General features: G+C 62.3%; 29 protein-coding genes. 8 read left to right on the plus strand and 21 right to left on the minus strand.

Going from position 1 to position 26,011, the window contains the following annotated elements; translation table 11 throughout:
* The first annotated feature begins 160 nt into the window (after positions 1–160).
* Together ABID19_RS31735 and ABID19_RS31740 are read left to right on the plus strand one after the other, a co-directional pair.
* On the plus strand, positions 161–415 hold the full coding sequence (locus tag ABID19_RS31735) for a type II toxin-antitoxin system VapB family antitoxin (protein WP_354494625.1): 255 nt from the start codon (positions 161–163) through the stop codon (positions 413–415).
* Positions 405–833, plus strand: a complete 429-nt coding sequence (locus ABID19_RS31740; protein WP_354494626.1) for a type II toxin-antitoxin system VapC family toxin — start codon at positions 405–407, stop codon at positions 831–833. The genes ABID19_RS31735 and ABID19_RS31740 overlap by 11 nt, the downstream gene beginning before the upstream one ends.
* 3 nt (positions 834–836) lie before the next feature.
* Here the strand turns inward: ABID19_RS31740 and ABID19_RS31745 are convergent, their stop codons facing one another.
* The 11 genes from ABID19_RS31745 to ABID19_RS31795 form a co-directional block, all read right to left on the minus strand.
* Entirely contained in the window at positions 837–3,584 is a 2,748-nt protein-coding gene (locus tag ABID19_RS31745; protein ID WP_354494628.1) for a DUF2339 domain-containing protein, read from the minus strand.
* A gap of 63 nt (positions 3,585–3,647) precedes the next feature.
* Positions 3,648–4,166 carry a PaaI family thioesterase gene (locus ABID19_RS31750; RefSeq protein WP_352928972.1) on the minus strand — a complete coding sequence of 173 codons (519 nt, stop codon included), beginning with the start codon at positions 4,164–4,166 and terminating at the stop codon, positions 3,648–3,650.
* Positions 4,163–4,933 carry a DNA repair protein RecO gene (recO, locus tag ABID19_RS31755; protein ID WP_354494630.1) on the minus strand — a complete coding sequence of 257 codons (771 nt, stop codon included), beginning with the start codon at positions 4,931–4,933 and terminating at the stop codon, positions 4,163–4,165. The genes ABID19_RS31750 and recO overlap by 4 nt, the downstream gene beginning before the upstream one ends.
* A 274-nt stretch (positions 4,934–5,207) precedes the next feature.
* Positions 5,208–6,143, minus strand: coding sequence for an aminoglycoside phosphotransferase family protein (locus ABID19_RS31760; protein WP_354494631.1), 936 nt, complete (start codon positions 6,141–6,143; stop codon positions 5,208–5,210).
* Between the two features lie 3 nt (positions 6,144–6,146).
* Positions 6,147–7,079 carry a GTPase Era gene (gene era / locus ABID19_RS31765; protein ID WP_354494633.1) on the minus strand — a complete coding sequence of 311 codons (933 nt, stop codon included), beginning with the start codon at positions 7,077–7,079 and terminating at the stop codon, positions 6,147–6,149.
* On the minus strand, positions 7,076–7,801 hold the full coding sequence (gene rnc / locus ABID19_RS31770; protein WP_354494635.1) for a ribonuclease III: 726 nt from the start codon (positions 7,799–7,801) through the stop codon (positions 7,076–7,078). Before rnc ends, era begins: the two co-directional genes overlap by 4 nt.
* 4 nt (positions 7,802–7,805) lie before the next feature.
* A complete protein-coding gene (gene lepB, locus ABID19_RS31775) occupies positions 7,806–8,555 on the minus strand; it encodes a signal peptidase I (RefSeq protein WP_352928979.1) in 750 nt (249 codons plus the stop codon).
* Positions 8,556–8,632: 77 nt separating this feature from the next.
* Positions 8,633–9,046, minus strand: a complete 414-nt coding sequence (gene acpS / locus ABID19_RS31780; RefSeq protein ID WP_354494637.1) for a holo-ACP synthase — start codon at positions 9,044–9,046, stop codon at positions 8,633–8,635.
* Positions 9,043–9,615, minus strand: coding sequence for a DUF2062 domain-containing protein (locus ABID19_RS31785; RefSeq protein WP_354494639.1), 573 nt, complete (start codon positions 9,613–9,615; stop codon positions 9,043–9,045). The genes acpS and ABID19_RS31785 overlap by 4 nt, the downstream gene beginning before the upstream one ends.
* A 198-nt stretch (positions 9,616–9,813) precedes the next feature.
* Positions 9,814–10,383, minus strand: a complete 570-nt coding sequence (locus tag ABID19_RS31790; protein ID WP_354494640.1) for a putative glycolipid-binding domain-containing protein — start codon at positions 10,381–10,383, stop codon at positions 9,814–9,816.
* 130 nt (positions 10,384–10,513) lie between these two features.
* Complete coding sequence (locus ABID19_RS31795) at positions 10,514–10,927, minus strand: DUF417 family protein (RefSeq protein WP_459077255.1); 414 nt, start codon at positions 10,925–10,927, stop codon at positions 10,514–10,516.
* Between the two features lie 83 nt (positions 10,928–11,010).
* Here ABID19_RS31795 and ABID19_RS31800 point away from each other — a divergent pair, with 83 nt between their 5' ends.
* Positions 11,011–11,514: a MarR family winged helix-turn-helix transcriptional regulator gene (locus tag ABID19_RS31800; protein WP_354494642.1), complete on the plus strand. Its 504-nt coding sequence runs from the start codon at positions 11,011–11,013 to the stop codon at positions 11,512–11,514.
* 121 nt (positions 11,515–11,635) lie between these two features.
* Here the strand turns inward: ABID19_RS31800 and ABID19_RS31805 are convergent, their stop codons facing one another.
* From ABID19_RS31805 to rpoZ, 4 genes are all read right to left on the minus strand, one after another.
* Positions 11,636–12,016, minus strand: a complete 381-nt coding sequence (locus ABID19_RS31805; RefSeq protein WP_354494643.1) for a VOC family protein — start codon at positions 12,014–12,016, stop codon at positions 11,636–11,638.
* A 14-nt stretch (positions 12,017–12,030) separates the two neighbouring features.
* Positions 12,031–12,609 (minus strand): orotate phosphoribosyltransferase, encoded by a 579-nt coding sequence (gene pyrE, locus ABID19_RS31810; protein ID WP_352928992.1) that lies wholly within the window; start codon positions 12,607–12,609, stop codon positions 12,031–12,033.
* Positions 12,610–12,732: 123 nt separating this feature from the next.
* Positions 12,733–14,961 carry a RelA/SpoT family protein gene (locus ABID19_RS31815; protein WP_354494645.1) on the minus strand — a complete coding sequence of 743 codons (2,229 nt, stop codon included), beginning with the start codon at positions 14,959–14,961 and terminating at the stop codon, positions 12,733–12,735.
* Positions 14,962–15,072: 111 nt separating this feature from the next.
* Complete coding sequence (gene rpoZ / locus ABID19_RS31820; protein WP_354494647.1) at positions 15,073–15,474, minus strand: DNA-directed RNA polymerase subunit omega; 402 nt, start codon at positions 15,472–15,474, stop codon at positions 15,073–15,075.
* A 332-nt stretch (positions 15,475–15,806) separates the two neighbouring features.
* Between rpoZ and ABID19_RS31825 the strand changes: the two genes are divergently transcribed.
* Together ABID19_RS31825 and ABID19_RS31830 are read left to right on the plus strand one after the other, a co-directional pair.
* Entirely contained in the window at positions 15,807–16,388 is a 582-nt protein-coding gene (locus ABID19_RS31825; protein ID WP_352928996.1) for a LabA-like NYN domain-containing protein, read from the plus strand.
* The gene (locus ABID19_RS31830; RefSeq protein ID WP_435528783.1) at positions 16,385–17,059 is read left to right on the plus strand and encodes a uracil-DNA glycosylase; all 675 of its coding nucleotides are present in this window, start codon (positions 16,385–16,387) and stop codon (positions 17,057–17,059) included. Before ABID19_RS31825 ends, ABID19_RS31830 begins: the two co-directional genes overlap by 4 nt.
* A gap of 25 nt (positions 17,060–17,084) precedes the next feature.
* Here the strand turns inward: ABID19_RS31830 and ABID19_RS31835 are convergent, their stop codons facing one another.
* The gene (locus ABID19_RS31835; RefSeq protein ID WP_354494649.1) at positions 17,085–18,098 is read right to left on the minus strand and encodes a zinc-binding alcohol dehydrogenase family protein; all 1,014 of its coding nucleotides are present in this window, start codon (positions 18,096–18,098) and stop codon (positions 17,085–17,087) included.
* A gap of 160 nt (positions 18,099–18,258) precedes the next feature.
* Here ABID19_RS31835 and ABID19_RS31840 point away from each other — a divergent pair, with 160 nt between their 5' ends.
* Positions 18,259–18,618 (plus strand): winged helix-turn-helix transcriptional regulator, encoded by a 360-nt coding sequence (locus ABID19_RS31840; RefSeq protein WP_354494650.1) that lies wholly within the window; start codon positions 18,259–18,261, stop codon positions 18,616–18,618.
* 46 nt (positions 18,619–18,664) lie between these two features.
* Here ABID19_RS31840 and ABID19_RS31845 read toward each other — a convergent pair whose 3' ends face one another.
* From ABID19_RS31845 to dapA, 3 genes are read right to left on the minus strand one after another with little or no spacing between them, the layout of a single operon-like run.
* The gene (locus tag ABID19_RS31845; RefSeq protein ID WP_354494652.1) at positions 18,665–19,408 is read right to left on the minus strand and encodes a glycoside hydrolase family 25 protein; all 744 of its coding nucleotides are present in this window, start codon (positions 19,406–19,408) and stop codon (positions 18,665–18,667) included.
* 16 nt (positions 19,409–19,424) lie between these two features.
* A complete protein-coding gene (gene smpB / locus ABID19_RS31850) occupies positions 19,425–19,904 on the minus strand; it encodes an SsrA-binding protein SmpB (protein WP_023719895.1) in 480 nt (159 codons plus the stop codon).
* A gap of 25 nt (positions 19,905–19,929) precedes the next feature.
* Positions 19,930–20,811 carry a 4-hydroxy-tetrahydrodipicolinate synthase gene (dapA, locus tag ABID19_RS31855; protein ID WP_354494654.1) on the minus strand — a complete coding sequence of 294 codons (882 nt, stop codon included), beginning with the start codon at positions 20,809–20,811 and terminating at the stop codon, positions 19,930–19,932.
* Positions 20,812–21,053: 242 nt separating this feature from the next.
* On the opposite strand from dapA, the gene ABID19_RS31860 reads away from it, so the two are divergent.
* Together ABID19_RS31860 and ABID19_RS31865 are read left to right on the plus strand one after the other, a co-directional pair.
* Complete coding sequence (locus ABID19_RS31860) at positions 21,054–23,108, plus strand: lytic transglycosylase domain-containing protein (RefSeq protein WP_354494656.1); 2,055 nt, start codon at positions 21,054–21,056, stop codon at positions 23,106–23,108.
* Between the two features lie 141 nt (positions 23,109–23,249).
* On the plus strand, positions 23,250–24,143 hold the full coding sequence (locus ABID19_RS31865) for an alpha/beta fold hydrolase (protein ID WP_354494658.1): 894 nt from the start codon (positions 23,250–23,252) through the stop codon (positions 24,141–24,143).
* 51 nt (positions 24,144–24,194) lie between these two features.
* On the opposite strand, the gene ABID19_RS31870 is transcribed toward ABID19_RS31865, so the two are convergent.
* Both ABID19_RS31870 and ABID19_RS31875 read right to left on the minus strand, forming a co-directional pair.
* Positions 24,195–25,244, minus strand: coding sequence for a tyrosine-type recombinase/integrase (locus tag ABID19_RS31870; protein ID WP_354494660.1), 1,050 nt, complete (start codon positions 25,242–25,244; stop codon positions 24,195–24,197).
* A gap of 239 nt (positions 25,245–25,483) precedes the next feature.
* Positions 25,484–26,011, minus strand: a 528-nt coding sequence (locus tag ABID19_RS31875; RefSeq protein WP_354494662.1) for a porin, incomplete at its 5' end; no start/stop codon positions are given.

The raw sequence follows: 26,011 nt of genomic DNA on the forward strand, positions 1-26,011 counted from the left end.
AAACGGAGATAGGTTCTGTCGCGTTGCCATTCGCCCGGTAGACTAAGTCTCGGGTCGAAATGCGTCCGCAGCCTTGAAAACGCGTCCTGGAGAATGTATATTCAACGATGTATATCCCGTATATTCAATTTGGAATATACGACGGGCGAGGAACTCGAATATGTCTCTTTACATCCGGGATGACGAGGTCGACGCGCTGGCTCGTCAGTTGCAGTCTGCCATCAAGGCGCCCACAAAGACGGAAGCGGTGCGGATCGCTCTCAAGCGCGAGCTCGAACGGACGAACGCGGTTCTTCCGCTGCGCGAGCGCATTAAAAAGTTTCAAGATGCCGCAAGAGCACTTGGACCCCGTGACCCGAACTTCGATATGAAAAAATTCATGGACGAAGGATGGGGAGAACCTGATGTTCCTTGACGCTTCCGCCATCATCGCGATCCTCTTGGAGGAGGCAGATGCGGACAGTCTGCTAAAAAAGATTGAAAATGCCGAAAAGCTCTATTTCTCGCCGAGTTCCGCATTTGAAGCGATCGTCGCGATAGCCCGCAGCACATCCATAGCGGAAAATGGCGACCAGACCTCGACACCACCAGCCTTGATCGATCGAGGCCAAATGATCGTGATGGACTTCCTGGCCGAGCTTAGGGCAGTGGAAGTTCCAATGGATACACGCATCCGCGAACTCGCCATCAAAGCCGCCCGCGACTATGGTCGATACGTCGGCCATCCCGCCAAGCTGAACTTCGGCGACTGCTTTAGCTATGCATGTGCCAAGGCCTACCGGGTACCCCTGCTCTACAAGGGCAATGATTTCTTGCAGACCGATCTGGCCTGAATACTATCCGGCTTCGGATTTGGCCGCTCTTGTCAGCAGTCGCTGATAAAACAGGCCGATGCCGATCAGCACCGCGCCGAGGCCGATAAAGGACAGCGCCCTCAGAACGCCTTCCAGTTCCGACATGTCGAAGAGGAAGACCTTCAGCACGGCGACCGAGATCAGCGCGGCCGACGCGATGCGCAGCACCTGCGACTTCAGCCAGACACCGGCGGTGAGCAGCGCCACGCCGATGATCAGCCACAGGGCTGAATAGGTGTAGGTCTCGAGCTGGCCGAGGCCGCTCCACAGGCCGATGAACTCGCCCTTGAACAGCCGCCTCACCGACAGCGTCGCATAGACGAAGGCAAGCAGTGCCGCCACCAGCGCCAGCATCGCGGCGTACCATTTTGGCCGCTTGTCTCTGCTATAGAGCGCGAGCCCCCCGGCGGCGATGGCCGGTAAGAGATAGGCAAGGAACAGCAGGTTGAACACCGGGATCCGGCCGGTCGATTCGTCCGTAAACAGCGGGTTCAGCGCCAGGAAATGCTGGACGAGGACGAAGGCGACCGAGACCACGCCCGCGGCAAGCGAACCATGGCGCAGCACCGAGCTTGGCGAGCGCATGTCGATGGCGACCAGGATGGCGCCGGCGCCGAGGGCGATCAGCGTGTAGATCGCCTGCTCGGCGAGCGTCGCAGCCCCCGTGTCGATGACGCCGTCATGCATGGCGTGGCGCACCAATATGGCAATGGTGAGCAGCGCAAACAGCGCAGCGCCCGCCTCCATTGCGAGGCGCGGGCGGCCATTTGTGGTGCGGGCGAGTTGCCACGCTGCAAAGCCAAAGGCGAGCGCCGGCACGCCGTATCCCGGCAGCAGCCAGTTGAAGACAGGCGTCCTCGACAGAAACTCGGCGCCGACGATTGTCGGATCGAAGGCAACACGGCCGAGCACCGCGACGACCGCGCCAACCGAAATCCAGCCAAGCACCGGATAGGCGCGCCAGCGGGTGGCAAGCGCCGGCACGATGGCCGCGGCACCCAGAAGCATTGTTGTCCAGCCGGACCCGAAGGCCATGTAGAGCATCAGCAGGCCGGCAACTGCTGCCCCGCCGAGCGCGAACGAGACGGCCGCCCCGCCCTGCAGCGGCGGCTCTTCACCGCGCGCGATCCACTCGGCGCCGGTGGCGAAGACCACGACCAGAAGCGCTGCCACCGCCGCGTAGACAAGATCGCGGTCGAGATTGCCGAAGGTGAACCAGAGCGCCAACAGAATGACCAGCGGCGCGACGACGCCCCACGCTGCCCACGAGGCGGCGCGGATTTGTGCCGATGCGGCAAATCTGCGCGCTGCCCAGAAGCCGGTGCCGATGAAGACAAGCCCGAGTGCGATGCCGATCCTGAGCATCCGGGCATCGGATGCCACGGCGGGCAGTCCATCGACACTCAGGCCACTGGCAAGGTCGGAAGCAATCGAGGTTGGCGGAATGATGCCGAGATAGACCAGCACCGTCGCCAGCCCTGCGGCGTGCAGAAGCGCCAGAGCCAGCGGCCGGTAGAGCGCTACCGCGACCAGGGCTGCTATAAGGGCTGCTCCCGACAGAGCGTCGCCGGCGGCAGCGTATGCGGGGTCGACGAATAGCGCCATCGCCGAAAGGCCGACGAAAAAACCAGGTGCGATCGACGGCCAGTCGAAGCTCCTGGCGGGTTCAGCTTCGCCACCGCGATGGCCGAGCCAGACGAAGGCAAGCACGGCCAGGGTCACCGCATTGATAAAGAGGATGACGGGCAGGTTGGCGCCTGGGGCATCGGTCATGTAAAGAACGGTCCAGAGACCGGTGCCGACGAATGCCGCCGCCATCAGCAATTTCCAGTCGCGCAGGCGGGCGATGGTGGCGGTGGCGGCAAGCACGATCGCGAGATAGCCGAACAGCGCCCAAGGATTGGGCGCCTGCGCAGCGACCAGCATCGGCGTCACCACCGCGCCGAGCAGGCCGATGCCGGCCAGCGCCTGGCCGTGGACGAGCGCGGCCACGATCGTCGCCACGCCGATGGCCCCTAGCAGCGTGAAGGCGAGCGCCGGCCCGATGAAGCCGTAAACGCCATGCGCAGCATAAACCGTGCCGAACAGGATGAAAGCACCGGCCGCCGTCAGGATCGCCGGAATATAGGCGCCGGCGACGCCCTGCACCGGCACCCTGAAGCCGGTGCGGCGGATGAACTCGCCGACGGCGACCAGCACCAGCCCGAGCATTGCTGCCATGCTCAGCCGCACGCCGGGACCGAAAATGCCGGCCTCGATGGTGTATCGGATCAGGAATAGGCCGCCCAGCGCCAGCGCGATGCCGCCGACCCAGACAGCCCAGCGGGTGCCGAGCGCCGTTTCAATGTCGGGTTTTTGGTCGGATTTTTGGGCCGCTTTCGCCGCCGCTGCGGCCGGTTGCGCAGGTGCTGATCCAGCTGGCGCCGCTTCGCCTGCAGCCCATGGTCCGGGTGCGACCTCCCCGGCCTCAGTCTCCGTGAGCGGTTTTTCCGCAGCCTCACCCGCCGATGACGGCGCAATGTCAGTCGCTGGCGCCGCGTCGGCTGGCTTGCTGTCGTTTGCGGCCGGTTCTACCGGCTTGGTCTGCGGCGGCGCCACATCCACGCCTGAAAGCACGAGGCTGCGCAACGCGCCAAGCTCGCGCTCGATCAAGCCGATGCGGCTCTGCTGACGCGAGATAATGACGAACAGCGCGATGATCGCGACCAGGCCGATCAGGCTTTCGAACATGGCGGTTCCCCCAAACCCGGCCAGTAGTTACCGACAAACACGGCGGCTAAACGGCCAGCCGAGTCAGCGCGCCGCCAGATTGGCGGCCGGAAAGATCGAGCATGTTTCGGTGCCGAACGCCAGCAGCTTGCCGTTGGCATCCTTCAGCGTTGCCTCCGAAACCGCCAATGTGCGGCCCTTGTGCACCACCCTGCCCTCACACACCACCTCGCCGGTCTTCGGCGTGATCGGCCGCGTCAGGTTCACCTTGAACTCCGCCGTCGTATAGGCCTCGCCCTTGTCGAGCAGCGTCTGCACCGCGCAGGCAAGGGCCGAATCCAACAGCGTCGCGGCCCAGCCGCCATGCACACCGCCCAGCGGATTGAGATAGCGCTCGTTCGGCATGCCGCGGAACACCGCGCGCCCTTCCGACACTTCGGTCAGGTCGAAACTGAGCTGGAAGGAAATCGGCGGCGCCGGGTATTTGTTGTCGATGATGCGCTGGAGCAATTCCAGGCCGGTGTATTCGAGGATGTCGCCATGCGGAATGGTGCCGAGGCCGAGCGGCGAGACCCGGCCGGGGTAGAGCTCCACTTCGCTCATCTGGTGATTTCTCCGGCAGGTTCTTCGATCAGGGTCTTGCCGGGCGCGTGGTGCTTGCGCAAGGCGGCGAGGAAGCCGGCGCGGGCACCGGGCGCCTCGATGCCGCGCGGCTCGTAGACATGGCGGGTAAAAAAGAAGCCGGTCAGCCGGAACGCGTCCTCGATTGCCGGCGGATCGGCGCGCAGGCCAGATCGCTGCAGGAAGGCTGGCAGCGGCAGCATCTTGTCGCGCCACGGTTCGCCAGCGGCGCGCGATACGGAGCGGCCGGATTTCGGCGAGACATAGGCAAGGTCCTGCCTGGCGCCGGTCGCGGCACATTGGCTGAGATCGAGGCCGAAGCCGAGTTCGTCGAGGATCAGCAGCTCGAAGCGCGCCACCAGCTCGCCGGCGGCGTTCGCATCGTCCAGATGGGCGATCATCACGGCCAACGTCTCGTAGAGGCCGCCATGGGCGTCGCGCTCCGGTAGCAGGCGCAGATGTGCGGCCATGGTCTGCAGCCCATAGATGGCGACGGCGCTGTCCATCAGCCGCGCGGCGTTCATCTCGATCGCTTCGGCCTGGAAGGTGCCAAGATGTTCGTCGAGCCGCGCCCGCCACAACAGGTCGACGCGATTGCCGGGCTGCAGAACCGGCTGCTGCTTGCGCGAGCGGCCGCCGCGCACAAGGCCGAGGTGGCGGCCATGCGCACGGGTCATGACCTCAAGAATGGCACTGGTTTCGCCATGCTTGCGGGTGCCGAGAATGATTCCCTCGTCGCGCCATTCCATGAATGGAGCTTGTCACCGCTTCGGTGGCGAAATCAAGGTTGGGTAATCGGATGCCAAGGCTCCGAACTCGGATCGGCAAAAGGCTTGTGGACCGCCACGCCGACGAATGGCGAAGCCTGAATAAAAAAACCGCCTCGGCGGCGGTCGCTGGCGCAAATCAGCACTATGCCCAAATTGATAGCATAACTGGGTGCACAAAGCAAGAACAAACTTGCCCGCTTTCGCTTTGGCTCGTTCGAAGTCCGTCCAACGCCGGAACCAACATTCGGCGTCATCATGCCATGCGCTGATGGTCGGCAAGCACTTCATCGATCACGCGTCGCGACTTTTCAACTTCGACTGGATCGATGTCTATATGTCCGGCCACCGTGATCAGCGCCTTCCATAGCGTCCAGCCACGGCCCCGTGCCCAGGTGGCCTCATCGACCTGAAGACCCGCGCGAAACACCTCGCGGCTTTCCCCTTCGAAAAGCGTCCACGCTATCGCCAGATCGCACGAGGGATCGCCCACGCCGGACGTCCCGAAGTCGATCACTGCGCTCAAACTGCCTTGCCTGACCAACAGGTTTCCCCAACTGACGTCACCGTGGAACCAGACGGGCGCGCCGTGCCATGTCGCCGCAAGCGCGGCTTCCCACACCGCGCTCGCGGCGCCTGTATCGATCTTGCCGTCGAGGGCTGCGATTGCTCGCCGGGTTTCGCCGTCATAGACGCTCAGTGGTCCGCCGCGAAAAAAGTTGTGCTGCCCTGGCGCCGGTCCACCGGCGGGATCGATCTGTTGCAGGGCGACTAGGAACTCGGCCAGGCTGGCCGCGAATTGCGGCAGGCTGGCAATACGCTCCAGCGTCGCCGTCTCGCCTTCGATCCAGCGATACACGGACCAATGCCAGGGATAATTGTAGGCAGGGGTTCCCATCGCCAGTGGGACCGGAACAGGCAGCGGCAGCAGGGGCGCAAGCCTTGGCAGCCAGCGATGTTCCTTTTCCACTTGCAAGGAATAGGCCGCCGCACTCGGCAACCTCACGAGCATATCGTCTCCGAGGCGAAAGGTCCTGTTGTCCCATCCGCCTGATGCTACCGGCCTGACAGCAAGATCTTTCCATCGGGGAAATTGCGTGGCGACCAACCGGCTCACGATAGCCGTGTCGATAGTGATTTCTTGTTTGAGCACGATCTTTTCCGAAAACCGGTTCCCACTTTTCGGGAACATGCTCTAATGCGGAAACTCCAGCCCCATCTCGCGGTAGCGCTCGGGGTCGTCGCCCCAGTTCTCGCGCACTTTGACGAACAGGAACAGGTGCACCTTCTGTTCGAGAATACCTGATATCTCCATGCGTGCCGCCTGGCCGATGGCACGGATCGTCTCGCCCTTGTGGCCGAGCACGATCTTCTTCTGGCTGTCGCGTTCGACATAGATGGTCTGGTCGATGCGCACCGAACCGTCCTTCTTCTCTTCCCATTTCTCGGTCTCGATGTGGGAGGAATAGGGCAGTTCCTGATGCAGCCTGAGATAGAGCTTTTCGCGAGTGATCTCGGCCGCCAGCTGACGCATCGGCAGATCGGAGATCTGGTCTTCCGGGTAATACCAGGGGCCGGCAGGCAGGGTTTCCGAGAGATAGTCGAGCAGGTCCTTGCAGCCCGACCCGGTTAGCGCCGAGACCATGAAGGTGCGCTTGAACGGCACTCTTTCATTCGCTGCCGCGGACAGCGCCAGAAGCGCCTCCGGCTTGACCCGGTCGACCTTGTTGAGGATCAGCACCATCGGCTGCCGGACATCCTTCAGCCGTTCCAGGATGGCGTCGGCGTCGCCCCTGATGCCGCGCTCGGCGTCGATCAGCAACATCACGATATCGGCGTCCTTGGCGCCGCCCCAGGCGGTCGTCACCATCGCCGTGTCCAGCCGTCGCTTCGGCTTGAAAATGCCCGGCGTGTCGACGAAGACGATCTGTGCGTTCTTATGCGTGGCGATGCCGCGCACGATGGCGCGCGTCGTCTGCACCTTGTGGGTGACGATCGACACCTTGGCGCCGACCAGCTGGTTGACCAGTGTCGATTTCCCCGCATTGGGCGCGCCGATCAGCGCGACGAAGCCGGAGTGTGTGGCGGCAGCTTCGGTCGCCGGCGTGACGTCTTCGGTGGCGGTCATGCCGCGCTCCCCTTATTTAGCCAGATGCCTTCGCGCAACAGCAGTGCGGTAGCGGCAGCTTGCTCGGCCTCGCGCTTGGAGCGCCCGCTGCCGGTTGCCGGCGAATAGGCGCCAACCCTGACGCTGACGGTGAACAGCGGATCGTGGTCCGGTCCTTCGCGGCTGTCGATCATGTAGACCGGCACGGCGGCTGCCGCCTGATGCGCCCATTCCTGCAGTTCGGTCTTGGCGTCGCGGCGGGCGGCACCGATGGCCTGCGAGCGCGGCCGCCAGTATTTGTGGATAAAGGCGCGGGCCGCCTCCAGCCCGCCGTCGAGATAGAGCACGGCGATCAGCGATTCCAGCGCGTCGGCGCGCAAATTGACGCGCTTGCGCCCATCGAGGCCACGCACGTCCGAGCCGGCGCGGATCAGCTCCGGCAGGCCGATCTCCTCGGCGATTTGCGACAGCGCCTCGGCATTGACCAGCGCGTTGAGCCTGAGCGAAAGCTCACCTTCGGCAGCGTCCGGAAATGCCGCCAGCAGCATGTCGGCGACGACCAGGCCGAGGACGCGGTCGCCCAGGAATTCGAAACGCTCATAGTCCATGCCGGCATGGCTGCTGCGAGCGCTGGCATGGGTCAGCGCGCGCTGCAGGCGCTGGCGGTCGGCAAAGGCGTGGCCTGTGCGCTCCATGAGCGCTTCGGCGAGCGCGTCGACGGTCAGCCGTTTTGTCGCCGCCATGGCCCTAATTGACGAAATGGAGCAGGCGCGACGGGCGCATCAGCGACGGCCATTTCCAGATTTCGAGCGGGCTGGCGCTGCCGCCGATCGAGAAGAAGATGAGGTTGGCGCGACCGACCAGGTTCTCGTCGGGCACGAAACCGACGGTGAAGCGGCTGTCCGAGGAATTGTCTCTGTTGTCGCCCATCATGAAATAGTGGCCAGGCGGCACATCGAATTCGCGGGTGTTGTCGCCGATCGAATTCGGCGTCAGGTCGAGCGTGTCATAGCTGACGCCGTTCGGCAAAGTCTCGCGATAGACGTCGACCGGCCCGTTCTCCTCGGTGATGTCGCGATTGTCGATCTGCCCGACCTTCTGGCGTGGTACGCCAACGCCATTGATGAAGAGCTGGCCGTCCCTGACCTGGATCTTGTCCCCCGGCAGGCCGATGACGCGCTTGATATAGTCGACGGAGGGGTCCGGCGGGAACTTGAACACCGCCACGTCGCCGCGCTTCGGCTCGGCGCCCCAGATGCGGCCCGAAAAGAGGTCCGGCCCGAACGGCAGCGAATAGCGGGAGAAGCCATAGGACCATTTGGTGACGAACAGGTAATCGCCTTCGAGCAAGGTCGGCCGCATCGACCCGGACGGGATAGAGAATGGCTGAAAAAGCAGCGTGCGGATGACCAGAGCGAGCAAAAGCGCCTGGACGATGACGCTGACGGTTTCGCCAAGCCCGCCGGATTTCTTCTGGGATTTTTCAGCCACGCTCATGTCGTCCTCGATTATGCGTTGGTTGGTATAGAGTCTCGGCGCGCGCTGGGCAACGTCATGCCGGTGGTCAGATGCAATCAATATGGCGCTTCTTCGACGGGCAACGCCTCGATGATCACAAAGGCTTGAGCAAGCGGAAAGTCGTCGGTGATGGTGAGGTGGATTGCCGCTCTGTGCCCTTCAGGCAAGATTTTGTCCAGCTGCGCCGCCGCCCCGCCGGTCAGTGCCATGGTCGGCTTGCCGCTGGCCAGGTTGACGACGCCCATGTCGCGCCAGAAAACACCTTGCGCCATACCGGTGCCCAGCGCCTTGGCGCAGGCCTCCTTGGCGGCGAAGCGTTTGGCATAGGAGGCGGCGCGGGCGCCGCGATTGTCGGAGCGGGCCTGTTCGACTTCGGTGTAGATGCGCTGGATGAAGCGCTGGCCGTGGCGCTCCAGCGATTTTTCGATGCGTCTGATGTCGATCAGGTCGCTGCCGATACCGATGATCATTCGGCGGGAACTTCCCGTCCGGCCGTTCCAACTCTGCCTGCCAGGCGCAAGCGTCTTTGTTCGCGGAAGGTGGCCATGCCCCAGCGCGTGATGCCGTAGAACAAAAGGCCGAAGATCAGGCCGAGCGGTACGGCGCCGATGGTCATCGGCTTCAAAACCGGTCCCCATAATTGCGAAAAGGAAAGGTTGTGCAGCATCTCGCCGAGATGCGCGGGCGGCCCATGCGCCGGCAGCTGCTCGTGCAGAACCAGCTTGCCGGTCTCCCAGGACGCCCCCCACAGCAACGGGAAGGTCAGCGGGTTGCCGAATGCCGTGCCGAGTGCGGCCGCGACCAGATTCCCCGCGATCAGCCAAGAGACGGCGAAGGCGATGATGAAGTGAAAGCCGAGCGGAAAGAACGATGCGAACACGCCAGCCGCGACACCGGCGGCCACAGCATGTGGAGTAGCCTTTAGCCGCAGGATGCGCTTGAAAAAATAACGCAGCGAGCGCGAGAAAGAGCGGCGTGGCCACAGATAGGTACGCACCCGCTCGAGAAAACCATCAGGCTTGCGGCGTCGAAAAAGCACTCTGTTCCAGTTCCCGGTTCACTTCGTCCAGCCATCTCTGGCCAGGGGCTCTGCGGCCACATCTTGCGCTTTGCGGTCACCGAAAGGCAACAACGACTTTGATATAGCGATACACCGGCCACGGAACAACGAAAACGCCGCCGCGGGTCTGCTGCAGGCGGAGATTGCCGACGTCGCGGGCGTCGGTGCGTTCCGCTACTATAGCGCAGGGCTGGCGTTGCCGGCCTCGAAAACCCAGCCGTCGGGGTAATCTTGAGCAAAGCCAGCGTCGGGAATGAGCAGCGTGGCACGGTAGGGCACTGTGGGAGCCTCGTAGATGTACTCGGTCTCGCTCACACGATGGTAGGTCTGCGGCAGAACAACCAAACTCGAGGCGCCGGCAACCAGCCAAGCCACCGGAAAATCCGCCTTGTCGCCGACCTTCAGGTCCATTCTGCGGATTTGTTGCAGGTTCGTCGCCGGCGTAAAGCCGTAATCCAGGTCCACCATCGACTGAACCGCCAACTGCCGCTGCCCATTAACAGTCCAGCCGACCTCGTTGCGGATGATTGTGAGATCAACTGACTGGGAACCGATGAACCCGCGAACGCTGCCGGATTTGGTCGTCCAATCTTCGGCCAGTTGCACAGTGTAGTCCAAACGCGCCGGGCCGGCATCTGAGAGGTAGACAGCGGCTCCATTCAAGAGCCAGCCGGGGTCTGCCTGCGTTAGCTGCGCGACATCGTGCCCTGGTTCGTCCGTCCTGCGCCAGATAGCGAGTAGGGTCATGCTCTCAGCCCTCGATTTCGTTGTTCGTCGCTACGATCAACTTCCCGGTCGGAGACGAGTTGCTGAAGGCTTCTTCCCAATATGACCAAGCTCACTCCGAGCAAGGCGACATCCTTGATCAGAAAGGCGCCTAACCCGTTGAGGAAGGGAAGCCCTCCAGATCCCGTTCCCAGATTGGCAGGGTGAGCATTGTCGAGGATGTCAGCGCAAAGGTGACTGAACCGATGGCACCTCCCACGAGGCCAGCCCAAACGCTGCGGACCGATGCTATCAGCAGAAGCGCTGTGACCAGTTCGACCACGCCCAAGAAGTAGGAGGCTCCCGCAGGTCCGAACGCGGGATAGAGCCATGCCAGCCAAGGCGTATTCTCGATGAATGGCCTAAGCGCCTCGATCTCGATTGCGGTGAATTTCAAGATGCCGATCAACAGCAGAGGGAGCACCACCCCCAAAAGGGTTACCGCGCGACCGACGGCGGTAAGGTGGCAGCCAGCTTGATTGATGCGCGCCGCGAACGGAGCGTTGGCGGTTCTAGAGGTAATCATGGCCTTCCTCCTTCGATTTGTATGCTCCAAGCATATAATAATTCGACCTTGATGTATATGCTCCGAGCATATATTTTTTGTCGATGGCTGATTCCAAGATTGAAAATGTGATTGGCGCCCTGGCCCTCGCCTTCGCGGACACGTTGCAGCGGGAGGCCCAAGCCAAAGCACCGGAGCCCGGCCCTGCGGCTTCCGCGATCACCCTCATTGGCCACGTACCGGGTCTGTCGATCGAGAGGCTGCGCCGCGCATTGTCGCTGTCTCATTCGGGCACCGTCAGATTGGTCGATCGACTGGTGGCGGACGGATTGGCGGCTCGGTTCTCGGCGCCTGACGACCATCGCGCGGTAGCGCTAAGGCTCACGCCGTTGGGCGAGACGACCTGCAGTGCTATTCTTTCTGCTCGTCAGACGGGGCTCGCGTCAGCGCTCGCCGTCTTAAGTTCGGAGGAGTTGCAAGAGCTCGGCAAACTTGCCGCCAAGCTGTTGCGTGGGCTCGTCAGCACCGAGGACCATGCATATCGTATTTGCCGGCTCTGCAACTATACCGCTTGCCTCGACTGCCCTGTGGAAGCGGAACTGTCCTGAGCGGCGGCTTTGGCAAAACTAAGCTTCGCCGCATCGGGACGATGGCCTAACCGCTGCGGCAGGCGTGAACACCGTTGGCCGCAGCTTTGCCGATGCACTTCGTTCTCGCCGAAAATGCCGGTTACCTGCTGTACTCACTGACCTCGACGAGGTTGTCGTCCGGGTCGCGGAAATACACTGACATCATCGGGCCACGGGCGCCGATCCGCTCGACCGGCCCGACTTCGACGGCAACGCCATTGGCCTCGAGACTGGCGCATATCTCGCCGAGCGGGCGGGCGGCGACCAAGCAGAAATCCGCCGAACCCGGAGTCGGCGTCTTGGCCTTCGGCTCGAAAGTGTGGCCTGCCTCGTGCACATTGATCTTCTGCGTTCCGAAAAGCAGCGCCGTCGGCAGGTTCGGTGTGTCGACGCGCTTGAAACCGAGCACGCGCTGATAAAAGGCGCAGGTATCATCGACGGAGCGAACCGTCAGCACGAAATGATCGATGCCGGCAATCACGGCGGCGCCCTCAGTTATATGTTGCGGCTGCCCGGCTTGATTGCCGGTATCGCGGCGAGCTCGGGCGGCAGCTTGTCGGCAGGATAGGCCGGAACCTCGTATTCGGCGAGCGCGATCAGCGGCACGCCGACATCGGTCTTGCCGGCCGAGCGGTCGATGATGCAGGCAGCGGCAACGACATCGGCGCCAAGCGCGCGCAGGCAGTCAACGGTTTCGCGGATCGACAGGCCGGTGGTGACGATGTCTTCGACGATGACGACGCGCGAACCCTTGGCGATCTCGAAGCGGCGGAGCCTGAACTCGCCCCCTTCCCGCTCGACCCAGATCGCCGGTGCGCCTAGGTGGCGCGAGGTCTCGTAGGCCGGGATCAGGCCGCCGATCGCCGGGCCGACGACATAGTCGATCTTCCCGGACACAGCGGCGCGGATCCTTTCGGCCAGCGCCTTGCACAGGCGCTCGGTCTTGTCGGCATGCATGAACACCCGCGCCTTCTGCAGGAAGACCGGGCTTCGCAAGCCCGACGTCAGGATGAAATGCCCTTCGAGAACGGCACCGGCTTCACGGAAAATGCCCAGCACTTCGTCGGTGTTCATTCTTCGCTCCATGTCCATTGTGAATGGTGAATGGTGAATGGTGAATGGTAGTGAGTAGTGAGAGCACCCTTCTTTCACTATTCACTATTCACTATTCACTATTCACTATTCACAATTCACTATTCACCCATTCACGCGCCGCGCATCGCTGACGCTCGAATTGTCCTTGAGCTGCGACAGCAGCCGGTTCAGGTGCTTCAGATCCCAGACTTCGAGATCGATCAGCATTTCGGTGAAATCGGGCGCGGTGCGCACCATCGACAATGTATGGATGTTGGCATCGTTGGACGCAACGACCTGCGCGATGTCGGCCAGCGAGCCCGGCGCGTTGATGGCGGTGACCGAGACGCGCGCCGGAAAGCGCTCCTTGGTGCGCTCGTCTATGTCCCAGCGCACGTCGATCCAACGTTCAGGCTGGTCGTCGAAAGCCTGCAGCGCCGGTGACTGGATCGGATAGATGGTGATGCCGGTTCCCGGCTGCACGATGCCGACGATGCGGTCGCCGGGCACGGCACCTTCCGGCGCGAAGCGCACCGGCAAGTCGCCGCGCACGCCGCGGATCGGCACGGCGCCGTCCTTTGGCTGGTCCTTGTCCTTGCGTGCCGCACGTCCCGGAATCTGGAACAGCATGCCGGCGGCGTTACGGATCTTCGACCAGCCCTCCTCGCGCTGCTTGGGCGCGGCCAGCGTCACGCGCTCGTCCTTGTAGTCGGGAAAGACCGCCTTCATGACATCGGTGGAGGCAAGTTCGCCTCGGCCGACCGAAGCCAGCACATCCTCGATGTCCTTGCGCGCCAGCCGGTGCAGCACCGACTTCAGGCTTTCCTTGGTGAAGGTCTTGCCTGACCGTTCGAAGGCGCGTTCCAGTATGCGGATGCCGAGACCCGAATACTGCTTGCGGATGGCATTCTTGGTGGCCCGGCGGATCGCCGAGCGCGCCTTGCCGGTGACGACGACCGATTCCCACGCCGCCGGCGGCACCTGCGCCTTGGAGCGGATGATCTCGACTTCATCGCCATTCTTCAGCTCGGTCATCAGCGGCATGATGCGGCCGTTGACCTTGGCGCCAACGCAGGTGTCGCCGACATCGGTGTGCACGGCGTAGGCGAAATCGATCGGCGTGGCGCCGCGCGGCAGCGCGATCAGCATGCCCTTGGGCGTGAAGCAGAAAACCTGGTCCTGGAACAGCTCCAGCTTGGTGTTTTCGAGGAAGTCTTCGGGATTGTCGCCTTCGGCAAGCTGCTCGATGGTGCGCCGCAGCCAGGCATAGGCGTTGGTCTCCTTCGAGATCGCATGGGCGGTGCCGTTCACCTTGCCGCCGCTGTCCTTGTAGATCGAATGCGCGGCAACGCCATATTCGGCAATCTTGTTCATCTGGTAGGTGCGGATCTGCAGTTCGACACGTTGGCGCGACGGTCCGACGATGGTGGTGTGGATCGACCGGTAGTCGTTCTGCTTCGGCGTCGAGATGTAGTCCTTGAAGCGGCCGGGCACCATCGACCATGTCGTGTGGATCGCGCCGAGCGCCCGGTAGCAGTCCTCGACGGTATCGACCACGACGCGAAAGCCGAAAATGTCGGACAGCTGCTCGAAGGACAGCGCCTTGGCCTCCATCTTGCGGAACACCGACCACGGCTTCTTCTGGCGGCTCTTGACCTCGGCCTTGATCGCATATTTGTCGAACAGCGTGGATAGCGCCTTCTCGATCTCGGACAGCACGCCCTTGTTGCGCTCGAAGATTTCGGCCAGCCTGGCGGTGACGGCGCGGTAGGCTTCCGGATTGATGAAGCGGAAGGCGATCTCCTCGAGCTCCTCGCGCATGCCTTGCATGCCCATACGCCCGGCCAGCGGCGCATAGATATCCATCGTTTCCTCGGCGATGCGCAGGCGCTTGGCTTCCGGCACATGGTCGAGCGTGCGCATGTTGTGCAAGCGGTCGGCGAGCTTGACCAGCAGCACGCGAACGTCTTCCGAGATCGCCAGCAAGAGCTTGCGCAGGTTTTCCGCCTGCTCGGCCTTCTTGGAGACGAGGTCGAGTTTCTTTAGCTTGGTCAGGCCTTCGACCAGCTTGCCCATTTCCGGACCGAACAGCTCGTCGATCTCGGCCCTGGTCGCCGTAGTGTCCTCGATCGTGTCGTGCAACAGGGCAACCGCGATGGTCGCCTCGTCCATGTGCATTTCCGTGAGGATGGCGGCGACTTCGAGCGGATGCGAGAAATAGGGATCGCCGGAGGCGCGTTTCTGGTGACCATGCTTCTGCATGGCGTAGACATAGGCCTTGTTGAGCAGCGCCTCGTTGACGTCAGGCTTGTAGCGCTGGACGCGCTCGACAAGCTCATACTGACGCATCATGGGCGGGATCTCGCAAGGCTGAAATGAATCATGCGCCGCACTGGCGTACGGCGCATGTCATAGATAACCACGAAACCGCCGACGCGAAAGTGTCGGCAGCGGCCGCCAAGATCAATAATCGTCGCTTTTTTCCGGCGGTACCAGACCTTCGATGCCGGCCAGGAGGTCTTCCTCGGTCATGCGGTCGAAGGTGATGTTGTCCTCGGTGTCCTCGGCATCGGTTGCCGCAGCGGCGGTGCCGGTCTGGTCGGCGATCGCTTCGCCGTCGGCTTCCGGCTCATCGACCTCGACGTGCTTCTGCAGCGAGTGGATCAGATCTTCCTTGAGATCGTCGGGCGACAGCGTCTCTTCGGCGATCTCGCGCAGCGCGATGACCGGATTCTTGTCGTTGTCGCGAGGAACGGTGATCTGCGCGCCCTGGCTGATCTGACGGGCACGATGGCCGGCCAGAAGCACGAGCTCGAAGCGGTTATCGACCTTGTCGATGCAATCTTCAACGGTTACGCGGGCCATGAGCTGCCCCTTTCATGCCTGGATTTAATGGAAAACAGGCGCGGTCCATAACCTGAACGCCGCCAAAATACAAGCTTTTTGGCGATACCAGTCCGCGACCAGGGGCGATGCCAGTTCGGGGGCAAGCCCCGGGCCGGCCAAGGCGAGGTCTGGGCGCCCGCCGCCTGCGACGATACGGCACCGATCACAATTGCTTGCTATGCAGCATCATACCCTTGGATTGCCGTAAAACCGGCGTTATCTCGAATGACTGAGGTCAGTGGGTTATTTCAAGCCGACCGATAGTCACGCGCATTTAGACGGCCGCTTATTTTCGAAAAGGAATATTTTCCATGTTCGACCCTCGTGAAAAAATCGCTCTTTTCATCGATGGTGCCAATCTTTACGCCACGTCGCGCGCGCTCGGTTTCGATATCGACTACCGCAGGCTTTTGTCGAGCTTCCAGAAGCGCGGCTACCTGCTGCGCGCTTACTATTACACCGCGCTGGTTGAGGATCAGGAATACTCCTCGATCCGGCCGCTGATCGACTGGCTCGACTATAACGGCTTCAAGGTGGTGACCAAGCCGGCCAAGGAGTTCACCGATTCGACCGGCCGCCGCAAGATCAAGGGCAATATGGACATCGAGCTGACCGTCGATGCGTTGGAACTCGCCGACGTCGTCGACCACTATGTCATCTTTTCCGGCGACGGCGATTTCCGCACCCTGGTCGAGGCACTGCAGCGGCGCGGCCGCAAGGTCTCGATCGTCTCCACCATGGCTTCGCAGCCGCCGATGATCTCCGACGATCTGCGCCGCCAGGCCGACCATTTCATCGACTTGATGACGCTGAAGAGTGAGGTCGGCCGCGATCCGTCGGAGCGGCCGGTGCGTCGGCCCGAGCCTGCCGAAGCCGATGAGGACGACTATTGACAGCGGTCTTGACCGCGCCGTCGGTCGCCTCCCCCGAGCCCGATCGCGACTGCCCGCTCTGCCCGCGGCTGCATGATTTTATCGCGCAATGGCGGCAGCGCGAGCCGTCCTGGTTCAACGCGCCGGTACCGACCTTCCTGCCGCCCGAGGGCGAGGATGCGGTACGGCTTTTGATCGTCGGACTGGCGCCGGGCCTGCGCGGCGCAAACCGCACCGGACGCCCCTTCACCGGCGATTATGCCGGCGACCTGCTCTACAACACGCTGATCGCACATGGCTTTGCCCGCGGCCAATTCAAAGCGCGGCCCGATGACGGGCTGGAGCTCGTCGGCACGGCGATAACCAATGCGGTTCGCTGCGTGCCGCCGGAGAACAAGCCGGTCGGCGCCGAGATTGCCACCTGCCGGACGTTCCTGGTGCCGACGATCGCGCGGTTTAAAAATCTGCGCGCCGTGCTGGCACTGGGCTCGATCGCGCACCAGTCGACCGTGCGGGCGCTGGGAGGGCGTGTTGCCGCCCACCCCTTCCGGCATGGCGGACAGCAGCAGGCCGGCGGCATCACGCTGTTTTCCAGTTATCATTGCTCACGCTACAACACCAACACCGGCGTGCTAACGGAAGCGATGTTCCTCAACGTATTCAGTGATATAGCAGCATTTTTGCAGGAATAGAGTCGGACGGCGGTCGTCAGGCTGGCTAAAAGCCCTCCAGGACAATCTTGCCCTTGGCCTTGCCGCTTTCGATCAATGCATGGGCGCGCTTCAAGTTGGCGGCATTGATGAGACCGCCTGTCTCGCCAAGCGTCGTGCGGATCGTACCAGTGTCGACGAGCCCGGCCAATTCGTTCAGATGTTCGCCTTGCGCCGCCATGTCCGCCGTCTCGAACATCGAGCGGGTAAACATGAGCTCCCAGTGTACCGAGACGCTCTTGCGCTTGAATGGGTTGATGTCGAGCGACTTCGGATCGTCGATAACCGCGAAACGTCCTTGCGGTGCGATCAATTCGGCGATCTCGGCCAGATGCTGATGCGTGTTCGTCGTCGAGAACACGAAACTGGGGGCGCCGATGCCAAGTGCCGCGACTTCGGCGGCCAGCGGCCTGGAATGATCGACGACGTGGTTGGCGCCGAGCCCGCGCGCCCAGTCCCGTGTTTCGGGCCTCGACGCGGTGGCAATCACCGTCAGCCCGGTCAGCTGTCTGGCAAGCTGCACTGCGATCGATCCGACGCCGCCGGCGCCGCCAATGATCAGGATGGCGGATGCCGCTCCCGCGACAGGCTTCCTGACGTCGAGACGATCGAACAGGGTCTCCCAGGCGGTAAGCGTCGTCAGCGGCAGCGCTGCCGCCTCGGCATAGCCGAGCGAGGTCGGCTTGCGGCCGACGAGCCGCTCGTCGACGAGATGGAATTCGGCATTGGTGCCTGGCGGCGCAAAAGCGCCTGCATAGAAGACATCGTCGCCGGGCCTGAACAGACTCGCATTCGCGCCGGTCGCGACAACGCGGCCGGCGGCATCCCAGCCGAGCACCCGCCATTGGCCGGCTTCGGGAGCGGAGCTGCGCCGCACCTTGGTGTCGACCGGGTTGACCGAGATCGCCTTCACCTCGACCAGCAGGTCGCGGCCTTTGGGCTCGGGCTTCGGCAGTTCGATATCGACGAGGGATGCCTCGTCGGTGATGGGAGCTGGGATTTGATAACCGACGGCGCGCATCTTCATCTCCATGATCGCTGTTGTGCATCTTTTTGTTTGACCATGACCTTTTCCGAAAACCGGGTTCCACTTTTCGGGATCATGGTCTAGACATGCTGTCTACGATCATCATGCGCAAGAATGCACATATAAAGCACATAGTGTCGAAAAGGATACCGTCATGCCGCGTATTCGCCACGAGCGATTTGATTGCAGCCCCGGCTGCACCGTGGAGGGGACGCTCCGCTACATCGACGGAAAGTGGAAAGGCGTCGTGCTCTTCCATCTGTTTGAGGGCACGCTGCGCTTCAACGAGATTCGCCGGCGGATACCAAACTGCACGCAGCGTATGTTGACCAACCAGCTCCGCGAGCTGGAGGCGGATGAACTGATTGCGCGCAAGATCTACCCGCAAGTGCCGCCGAAGGTGGAATACAGCCTGACGCCGCGCGGCAGGAGCCTGGAACCGGTGATCACCGCCCTGAAGGTCTGGGGCGATGCGAATGTTGTCCTCAGCCCGCAGACATCGCAGGCGGCGTAAGAGAGACCGAGAAGCGCCTCACCAGTGGCGATATTCCTGAATCCGTTCAGGGTGTTCGCGGGGTTTCTGAAGGCATCGATTCAGGTGGCGCTGCGGACAGTGTCGTCAGCGTTTCCTGCCCGCCCTGAAGGACATTCAGATCGACATCGCCGGTGATGCCGTCGACGCGACCCTTGTCGTGGTATTGCCAATAGATCCAGTCGTCATGACCTGGCCACAGCGCCAGCGAACGAACCCAGTGCGGGCGGCCGACGATCTGGCCGGCATAGACCCGCGCAGCCTCGTCGGTCACGTAGAGGATCGCCGTCTTGCCGAAGGCTGCCTCGACGGGGCGCAGGAAGGCCGAGAGTTCGGCATGCAATTCTTCGGGCGATGGCCGCCGCGGGCAATTGCCGACGAATTCGATATCCACCACCGGCGGCAGCAGCGGTTGATCGCGCGGCACGACGGAGATGAAATTGCGCGCCTGATCGGCGCCAGGCCTGCAGAAGGTGAAGAAATGGTAGGCGCCGACGGTAAGACCGGCGGCGCGGGCTTCCCGCAAATTGGTGGCAAAAGCATCGTCGACATGGTCGCCGCCCTCGGTCGCCTTGATCACGGCGAAGGCAACGTCGTCGGCGGCAACACGGCGCCAGTCGATCTGCCGCTGATGATGGGAAACGTCGATACCCCTGACCGGATATTTGCTGCGGTCCGGAGAAAACAGCTGGAAGTAGAAATAGCCGGCCGCGACGAGCAGGCATGCCAGGATCAGGCTGGCCGCCCCCCACAGCACGATCGGCTTCTTCAAAAGAGTGGTTCCCAGCCTACCCACGCTCCTTCAGCAGCCGGCCCTTCTCGCGCGACCAGTCGCGCTGCTTTTCGGTCTCGCGCTTGTCGTGTAGTTTCTTGCCGCGGCCAACGGCCAGCAGCACCTTGGCCCGGCCCTGGTCGTTGAAATAGATTTTTAGCGGCACCAGCGTCATGCCTTCGCGGTCGACGCTCTGCGACAGCTTGGCCATCTCGCGCTTGTTGAGCAGGAGTTTGCGGCGCCGGCGCGGCTCGTGGTTGAAGCGGTTGGCCTGAAGATATTCCGGCAGATAGGAGTTGATCAGCCAGATCTCGCCGCCCTCGACCGAGGCGTAACTGTCCTGGATGTTGGCCTGGCCCTGGCGCAGCGACTTCACCTCGGTGCCGGTCAGCACCAAGCCGGCCTCGATCGTGTCGAGCACCTCATAGGAAAACCGCGCCTTGCGGTTTTCCGCGACGGTCTTGTTGTTGGGATCGGCTTTTCTGACCTGGTTCATGATGCGGAGAGGTGGCGCCTCATCGCTAATTAATCAAGCCGGCGTGCTTCATCGCCGCATCGATCTTTTCGGCGGTCGACTGCTCGACGGTGACTAGCGGCGAACGCAGCACGTTCTCGACCTTGCCGAGCTTCGACAGCGCATATTTGGCGCCGGACACGCCGGGCTCCAGGAAAATCGCCTTGTGCAGCGGCAGCAGGCGGTCCTGCAGCTCCAGCGCCTTGGCGTTGTCGCCGGAAAGCGTCGCCTCCTGGAATTCGGCGCAGAGCCTGGGCGCGACATTCGACGTCACCGAGATGCAGCCCACGCCGCCATGGGCGTTGAAGCCGAGCGCTGAGGCGTCCTCGCCCGAAAGCTGGATGAAATCCTTGCCGCAGGTGGCGCGTTGCTCGGACACGCGCTCAACCTTCCCGGTGGCATCCTTGACGCCGACGATGTTTTTGAAGTCGTGCGCCAGCTGGCCCATCGTCTCGGGCATCATGTCGATCACCGAGCGCGGCGGAATGTTGTAGATGATGATCGGCAGGCTGGTCGCCTTGGCAACCGCGGCGAAATGCGCATAGAGCCCGCGCTGCGTCGGCCTGTTATAGTAGGGCGTCACAACGAGTGCCGCGTCGGCGCCAGCCTTCTCGGCATATTGCACCAGGCCGACCGCCTCTTCGGTGTTGTTGGAGCCCGCGCCGGCGACGACCGGAACCCGGCCATTGGCCACCTCGATGCAGACCTTGACGACTTGGCGGTGCTCGTCATGCGACAGTGTTGGCGACTCGCCTGTCGTGCCGACCGGAACCACGCCCGTCGTGCCTTCGGCGATCTGCCAAGCGATGAATGCGCGAAAGGCTTTCTCGTCGAAACGGCCGCTCTTTTCGAACGGGGTTACGAGCGCGGTAAGCGAGCCTCTCAGCATGTCGTCCAACTCCTTGGGACTTCTCTGGTTCTTGGTATTTCTTGTCGCGCGCCTTCTACCCGAAAGCGAAGCGGCGCACCATAGTCTCGACACTGTTGCGCGGCAAGCATGGCAGTAGTGCCAGAAAGCGCAATTTGAACGACCTTGATTACCCTTTATTTACCGGCTCTTCATAGCAGCCGACTAGGCTTCAGTTGATCTGTGCCTGTTGGTTATGTGTAAGACAGGAAATGATGACGACCATGCCGACCAGGCAGCCTCATTTTGTCGCGCTGTTCGGCGCAATCCTCCTGATGACGCCGAGCGTGGCGGCCACCGGCAACGTCGATGCGCAGGTCACGTCGGCCATTCCGATGCCAAGCCTGCAGGATACCGGCCTGCAGAATATGGGCCTGCCGAATACGGGATCTCCATCCGCCAGCGTCGCCAGGCTGAAGAGCGGCCTCGATGCGCTGGCGGCAAACGACATTGCCGATGCGCGAAAAGTGCGCGAGACCCTGCCGGTTAATTCGCTCGACCAGCATATCCTTGCTTGGGCGATTGCCCTCTATGGCGGCGACAAGGTGCCAAGCGGCGAGATCGCCGATGCTGCGAAAATGCTGCCGAACTGGCCGGGCACGATCGCCTTGCGCAAGAACAGCGAGCGCGCACTCTACCGCGAGAACCCCGCGCCTGAGATCGTGGTGCAGGCATTCGGCGGCAGCCAGCCGCAAACAGTCGAGGGCGTGATGATCCTCGCCCGCTCCTACGTGTCGCGGGGCAACGTCAAGGCGGCACGCTCGGTGCTGTCGCCTTTCTGGCGCACCGAAAAACTGGAAGCCAGGGACGAAGCTGACATCATCCAGGAGTTCGGCAAGCTGATCCCCGTAGCTGACCACCGTTTCCGCATGGAGCGCATGTTCTATGCCAACCGGGTCAATTCCGCGCTGCGTGTCGCCGGCCTTGCCGGCGCCCAGCAACTGGCGGACGCCTGGGCGGCGGCGGACCGGGGCGACAAGAACGCGGCGAAACTGCTGAGGGCGGTGCCCGCCGCGCAGCGTTCGGCCGGCTTTGTCTTCGCGCAGGCCGAATATTTGCGCAAACAGGAGAAGTTTTCCGCCGCCGCCGCAATGATGATGACGGCGCCAAGCGATCGCAATGCGCTGGTCGATCCGGATACTTGGTGGGTCGAGCGTCGAGTATTGTCGCGCGAACTGGTCGACCAGGGCGACATGAAGACCGCCTACAGGATCGTCGCAGCACATGCCGCCGAAAGTGCTGCCAACGCGGCGGATGCAGAGTTCCATGCCGGCTGGTATGCGCTGCGCGGTCTCAACGACCCCAACATCGCTGCCAGGCATTTCGCGCGGATCGCCGATCTCACCCAGGGGCCGATATCGCTGTCGCGTGCCTATTATTGGCTCGGCCGTGCGGCCGAAGCCGGTGGTCCCGGCAGTGCGAAGGATCATTTCACCCGTGCCGCCGCCTACGGCACGACCTTCTACGGCCAGCTCGCCGGCGAGCGCGTCGGCCGGCAGGTCCTCAACATCGCCTATCCCTCGCCAAGCGCCGCCGACCGCCGGAATTTCGCCAATCGCGAGGCGGTCAGTGCCATCAAGCGACTGCAGGAGGCTGGCTATGAGCGCTACGCCGACACACTTTACCGCGACCTCGCCGGACAGTTGACCAGCCCCGGAGAGCTGGCGTTGCTCGCCCTGATGGCGGAAAAGCAGGGCAATCATTTCCTGGCGCTGAAAGTCGGCAAGATCGCCGGCGCGCGCGGCATCGATGTCGGCGCGCTGTCGCATCCGCTCGGCGTCATTCCCGACACTGCCAACATTTCCGGCTCGGGCAAGGCGCTGGCCTACGCGATCGCCCGCCAGGAAAGCGAGTTCAACATCGGCGCCGTCTCCAGCGCCGGCGCGCGCGGCCTGCTGCAGCTGATGCCTGATACCGCCAGGCAATTGGCGAAGAAAGCCGGAATGACCTTCTCGCAGGCGCGGCTGACCACCGACGCCGGCTACAATGCGACGCTGGGCGCCGCCTTCCTTGGCGAGCAGCTCGGCCGCTTCGACGGCTCCTATGTGCTGACCTTCGCCGGCTACAATGCCGGCCCCCGCCGCGCCGCCCAGTGGGTGGCAAAATACGGCGACCCGCGCGGCAAGGACATTGACGCCGTCGTCGACTGGATCGAGCGGATTCCCTACACGGAAACAAGAAGTTACGTCCAGCGCGTGATGGAGAATTACGAGGTCTACAAGATGCGTATTTCCGGGAAGTACGACATTGTGGGAGACCTGGTTAACGGGCGGAGTTGAACCAAAGGAAGGCAGATTAGGCCAGAGGCTGGCGATCCTTCGCACCCCCTCTGCCCTGCCGACGACGAAGTCGATTTGACCACCCCGCCCCTCGCCTGTAGCAGTCGGGAGGATCCGGCAACGGCGAGGAATCGAGTCCAAATGTCGAGCGGTTTTTTTGACTTCTTCTACGCCTCGCCGGACGGGCTGAAACTCCACGCCCGTATCTACGGCGATGCGAACTCCGGCCACTGGCCGGTCGTCTGCCTGCCCGGCCTCACCCGCAATAGCCGCGACTTTCATGAGCTGGCGCTGCACCTGTCGCGACGGGCGGAAAGACCGCGAAAAATCATCGCCTTCGACTATCGCGGGCGCGGCCAGTCCGCCTACGACCCCGATATCAGCCACTACACTGTCGGCGTCGAAGCCGGTGATATCCTCGCCGGGCTGGCGGCGCTTGCTATCGAAGAGGCCGCATTCATCGGTACATCGCGCGGCGGGCTGATCATCCATGTGCTCGGGGCGATGCGGCCATCCGTGCTGAAAGCCATCGTTCTCAACGACATCGGCCCAGCGGTCGAGGCCGCCGGCCTCGCCCATATCCGCTCCTATCTCGAGCCCGCGCCGGAGCCAAAAACGCATGCCGAGGCGATCAGTGCCTTGCGCGGCGCGCATGGCAGCGACTTTCCAGCCCTGACCGGGGCGGATTGGGATCGGATGGTATCGGCCCTCTACCGGGAGACGGATGAAGGGTTGTTGCCGGATTTCGACCCGAGGCTGGTCGACACGCTGGCCGGACTCGATCTGACCCAGCCGTTGCCGGCACTATGGCCGCAGTTCGAAGCGCTGACGGCTATACCCTTGCTCACTATCCGTGGCGCCAATTCGAAGCTGCTATCCATCGAGACGCTCGAACAGATGCGAAAGCGTCATCGCCATATCGAGACGATCACGGTCGAAGGCCAAGGCCATGCGCCTTTCCTTGAGACCGGCCGCCTGCCCGGCGCCATTGCCGGTTTTCTGGGTATGGCCGAGCGACAGGTCCGCTCAAAGTAAAACCTCCTGGATCGACTTCAATCCAGGAGGTTTTACTTGAATTCGGCGGGCTTATGCTGACTTTGAACTTTTGCGGGGCGCCTTGGTTTTCACCGCGGCAGGCTCGTTCCTTGTTTGCTGCGCTGTAGCGGAAGCCAAAGGAATTTCCGCGTCCGACCCATTGCACCGAGGCGCTTCCAGCACGACGACGCAGCCGTCAAGATCGTTCGTGGCAAGATGCGCGTAGCGCATGGTCATCGAGAGCGTCTGGTGGCCAAGCCACATCTGCACGCGCCTGATATCTATGCCGCCCTGGACAAGGCGCGAGGCACAGGTGTGGCGCAGAATGTGCGGCACCACCTGTTCGTCGGCGCCAAGACCGACCTCGGCCTTCGCATCGTTCCAGATGGCGCGAAACTGCGCCTGGCTGAGCTTGGTGAACGGACCTTTGGGCCGACGGCCCTCGGTGACCGGCAGCTTGATCACCTCCTTGGTCCGGGCGGTGAGTGGAATGGTGCGGCTGCGGCCGGATTTGGTGATCCAGAAGCTGACGCGGTGCTCCTGGATATCATTCCAGATCAAGCCCAGCGCCTCGCCGAGGCGACAACCGGTGTCGACGAGAAAGACGGAAAGCCGGTAAGCATCCTCGCTGCGCCTCCTTATGGCGGCGAACAGCTGGGCTTCCTCGTCCCGCTCGATGAAGCGAATCCGTCCCGCCCGCTCCTTCTGGCGGCGGAACTCGGGCAGGCTGTGGATATCCCCCATCTTGTGAGCCTTGCGCAGCAGTTTGCTGAGAGCAGCCATCTTCCGGTTGATGGTTGCGTTGCTGTTGCCGCGCTGGCGCAAGGTGCCGATAAGGTTGTCCAGGGTACTCTGGTCAAAGGCGCTGAAACGCTCCCCAAGGAGAATCTCGTCTATTTCGCCGATGAAGGAGCTGACATTGTATTTATGCCGCCCATCATCCCAAAGTATGTCCCGATATGCTGAAAATAGCTCTCCGACCTTGTATGACTTTACTTCTCTGATCTTGTTATAACTGTATTTTATCTTAGAAATCTGAGAAGAAAAAACCGAAAAATGATCAGAGGGTTCATCCTCTTGAATCGCATCATTCGTCATCATTCGCCACACCCCCGGGTGGATAGGATCAGACCTATCCGCTTGGAAGCGCCCTTTCAAGAGTTTTGAATCACGCGATTGTGATTTCATCCGCCATCAACGGATCCCACGAAATCATCCCACGGACTCTATTCAGCTACCGTTACCCCCTGTTCCTTCTGTTTTCCTTGATCCAGTCACGAAACAGAACAGCCCGGGCGTTGAAGCGCCCGGGCTGGATTTCACCTGTATAGAACCAGCCCTTAGAACGAGCGCTGGAAGCGGAGGATACCGCCGATGGCGTCGTCGTCACCGGCTTCAATACCGGTCCAGTTGGAGTCGCCCATGCTGATGTAGTCGACTTCGGCCGTGATCGTCAGACCAGGAACGATGTCGTAGGCAATGTTAGCCGCCACGGCGAAGTTCTCGTCTTCGTCATAGGAAAGCTGAGCGTTGAACGAGGTCTTCTCGTTGATGGTGTAGGTACCACCGCCCCAGACTGCCCAGTTGCCGCCCCACAGCTTGTACATGCCGCGACCGCCAGCAGGAATTGCCCAGGTGGCGTCCGTGTAGTTGTCGTCGGTGCCGTAGCCGCCCATGATGAACAGCGACAGGTTCTCCATCGGCGTGATGTCGAGGCGAACCTTGCCGGCGACTTCTTCGTAGTTGCTGTCGTAAGCAACGACGCCGGAGATTGCGCCCCAGCCCTGCGTCCACTTCAAGCCGCCGACGACATGCGGAACATAGCTGTCGATCGTGAAGGGGCCGTAGCCTTCTTCGAGCGAGACGAC

Origin of the sequence: Mesorhizobium robiniae (genome assembly GCF_040545535.1) — a bacterium.
In the GTDB taxonomy this organism is placed as follows: Bacteria; Pseudomonadota; Alphaproteobacteria; order Rhizobiales; family Rhizobiaceae; genus Mesorhizobium; species Mesorhizobium robiniae.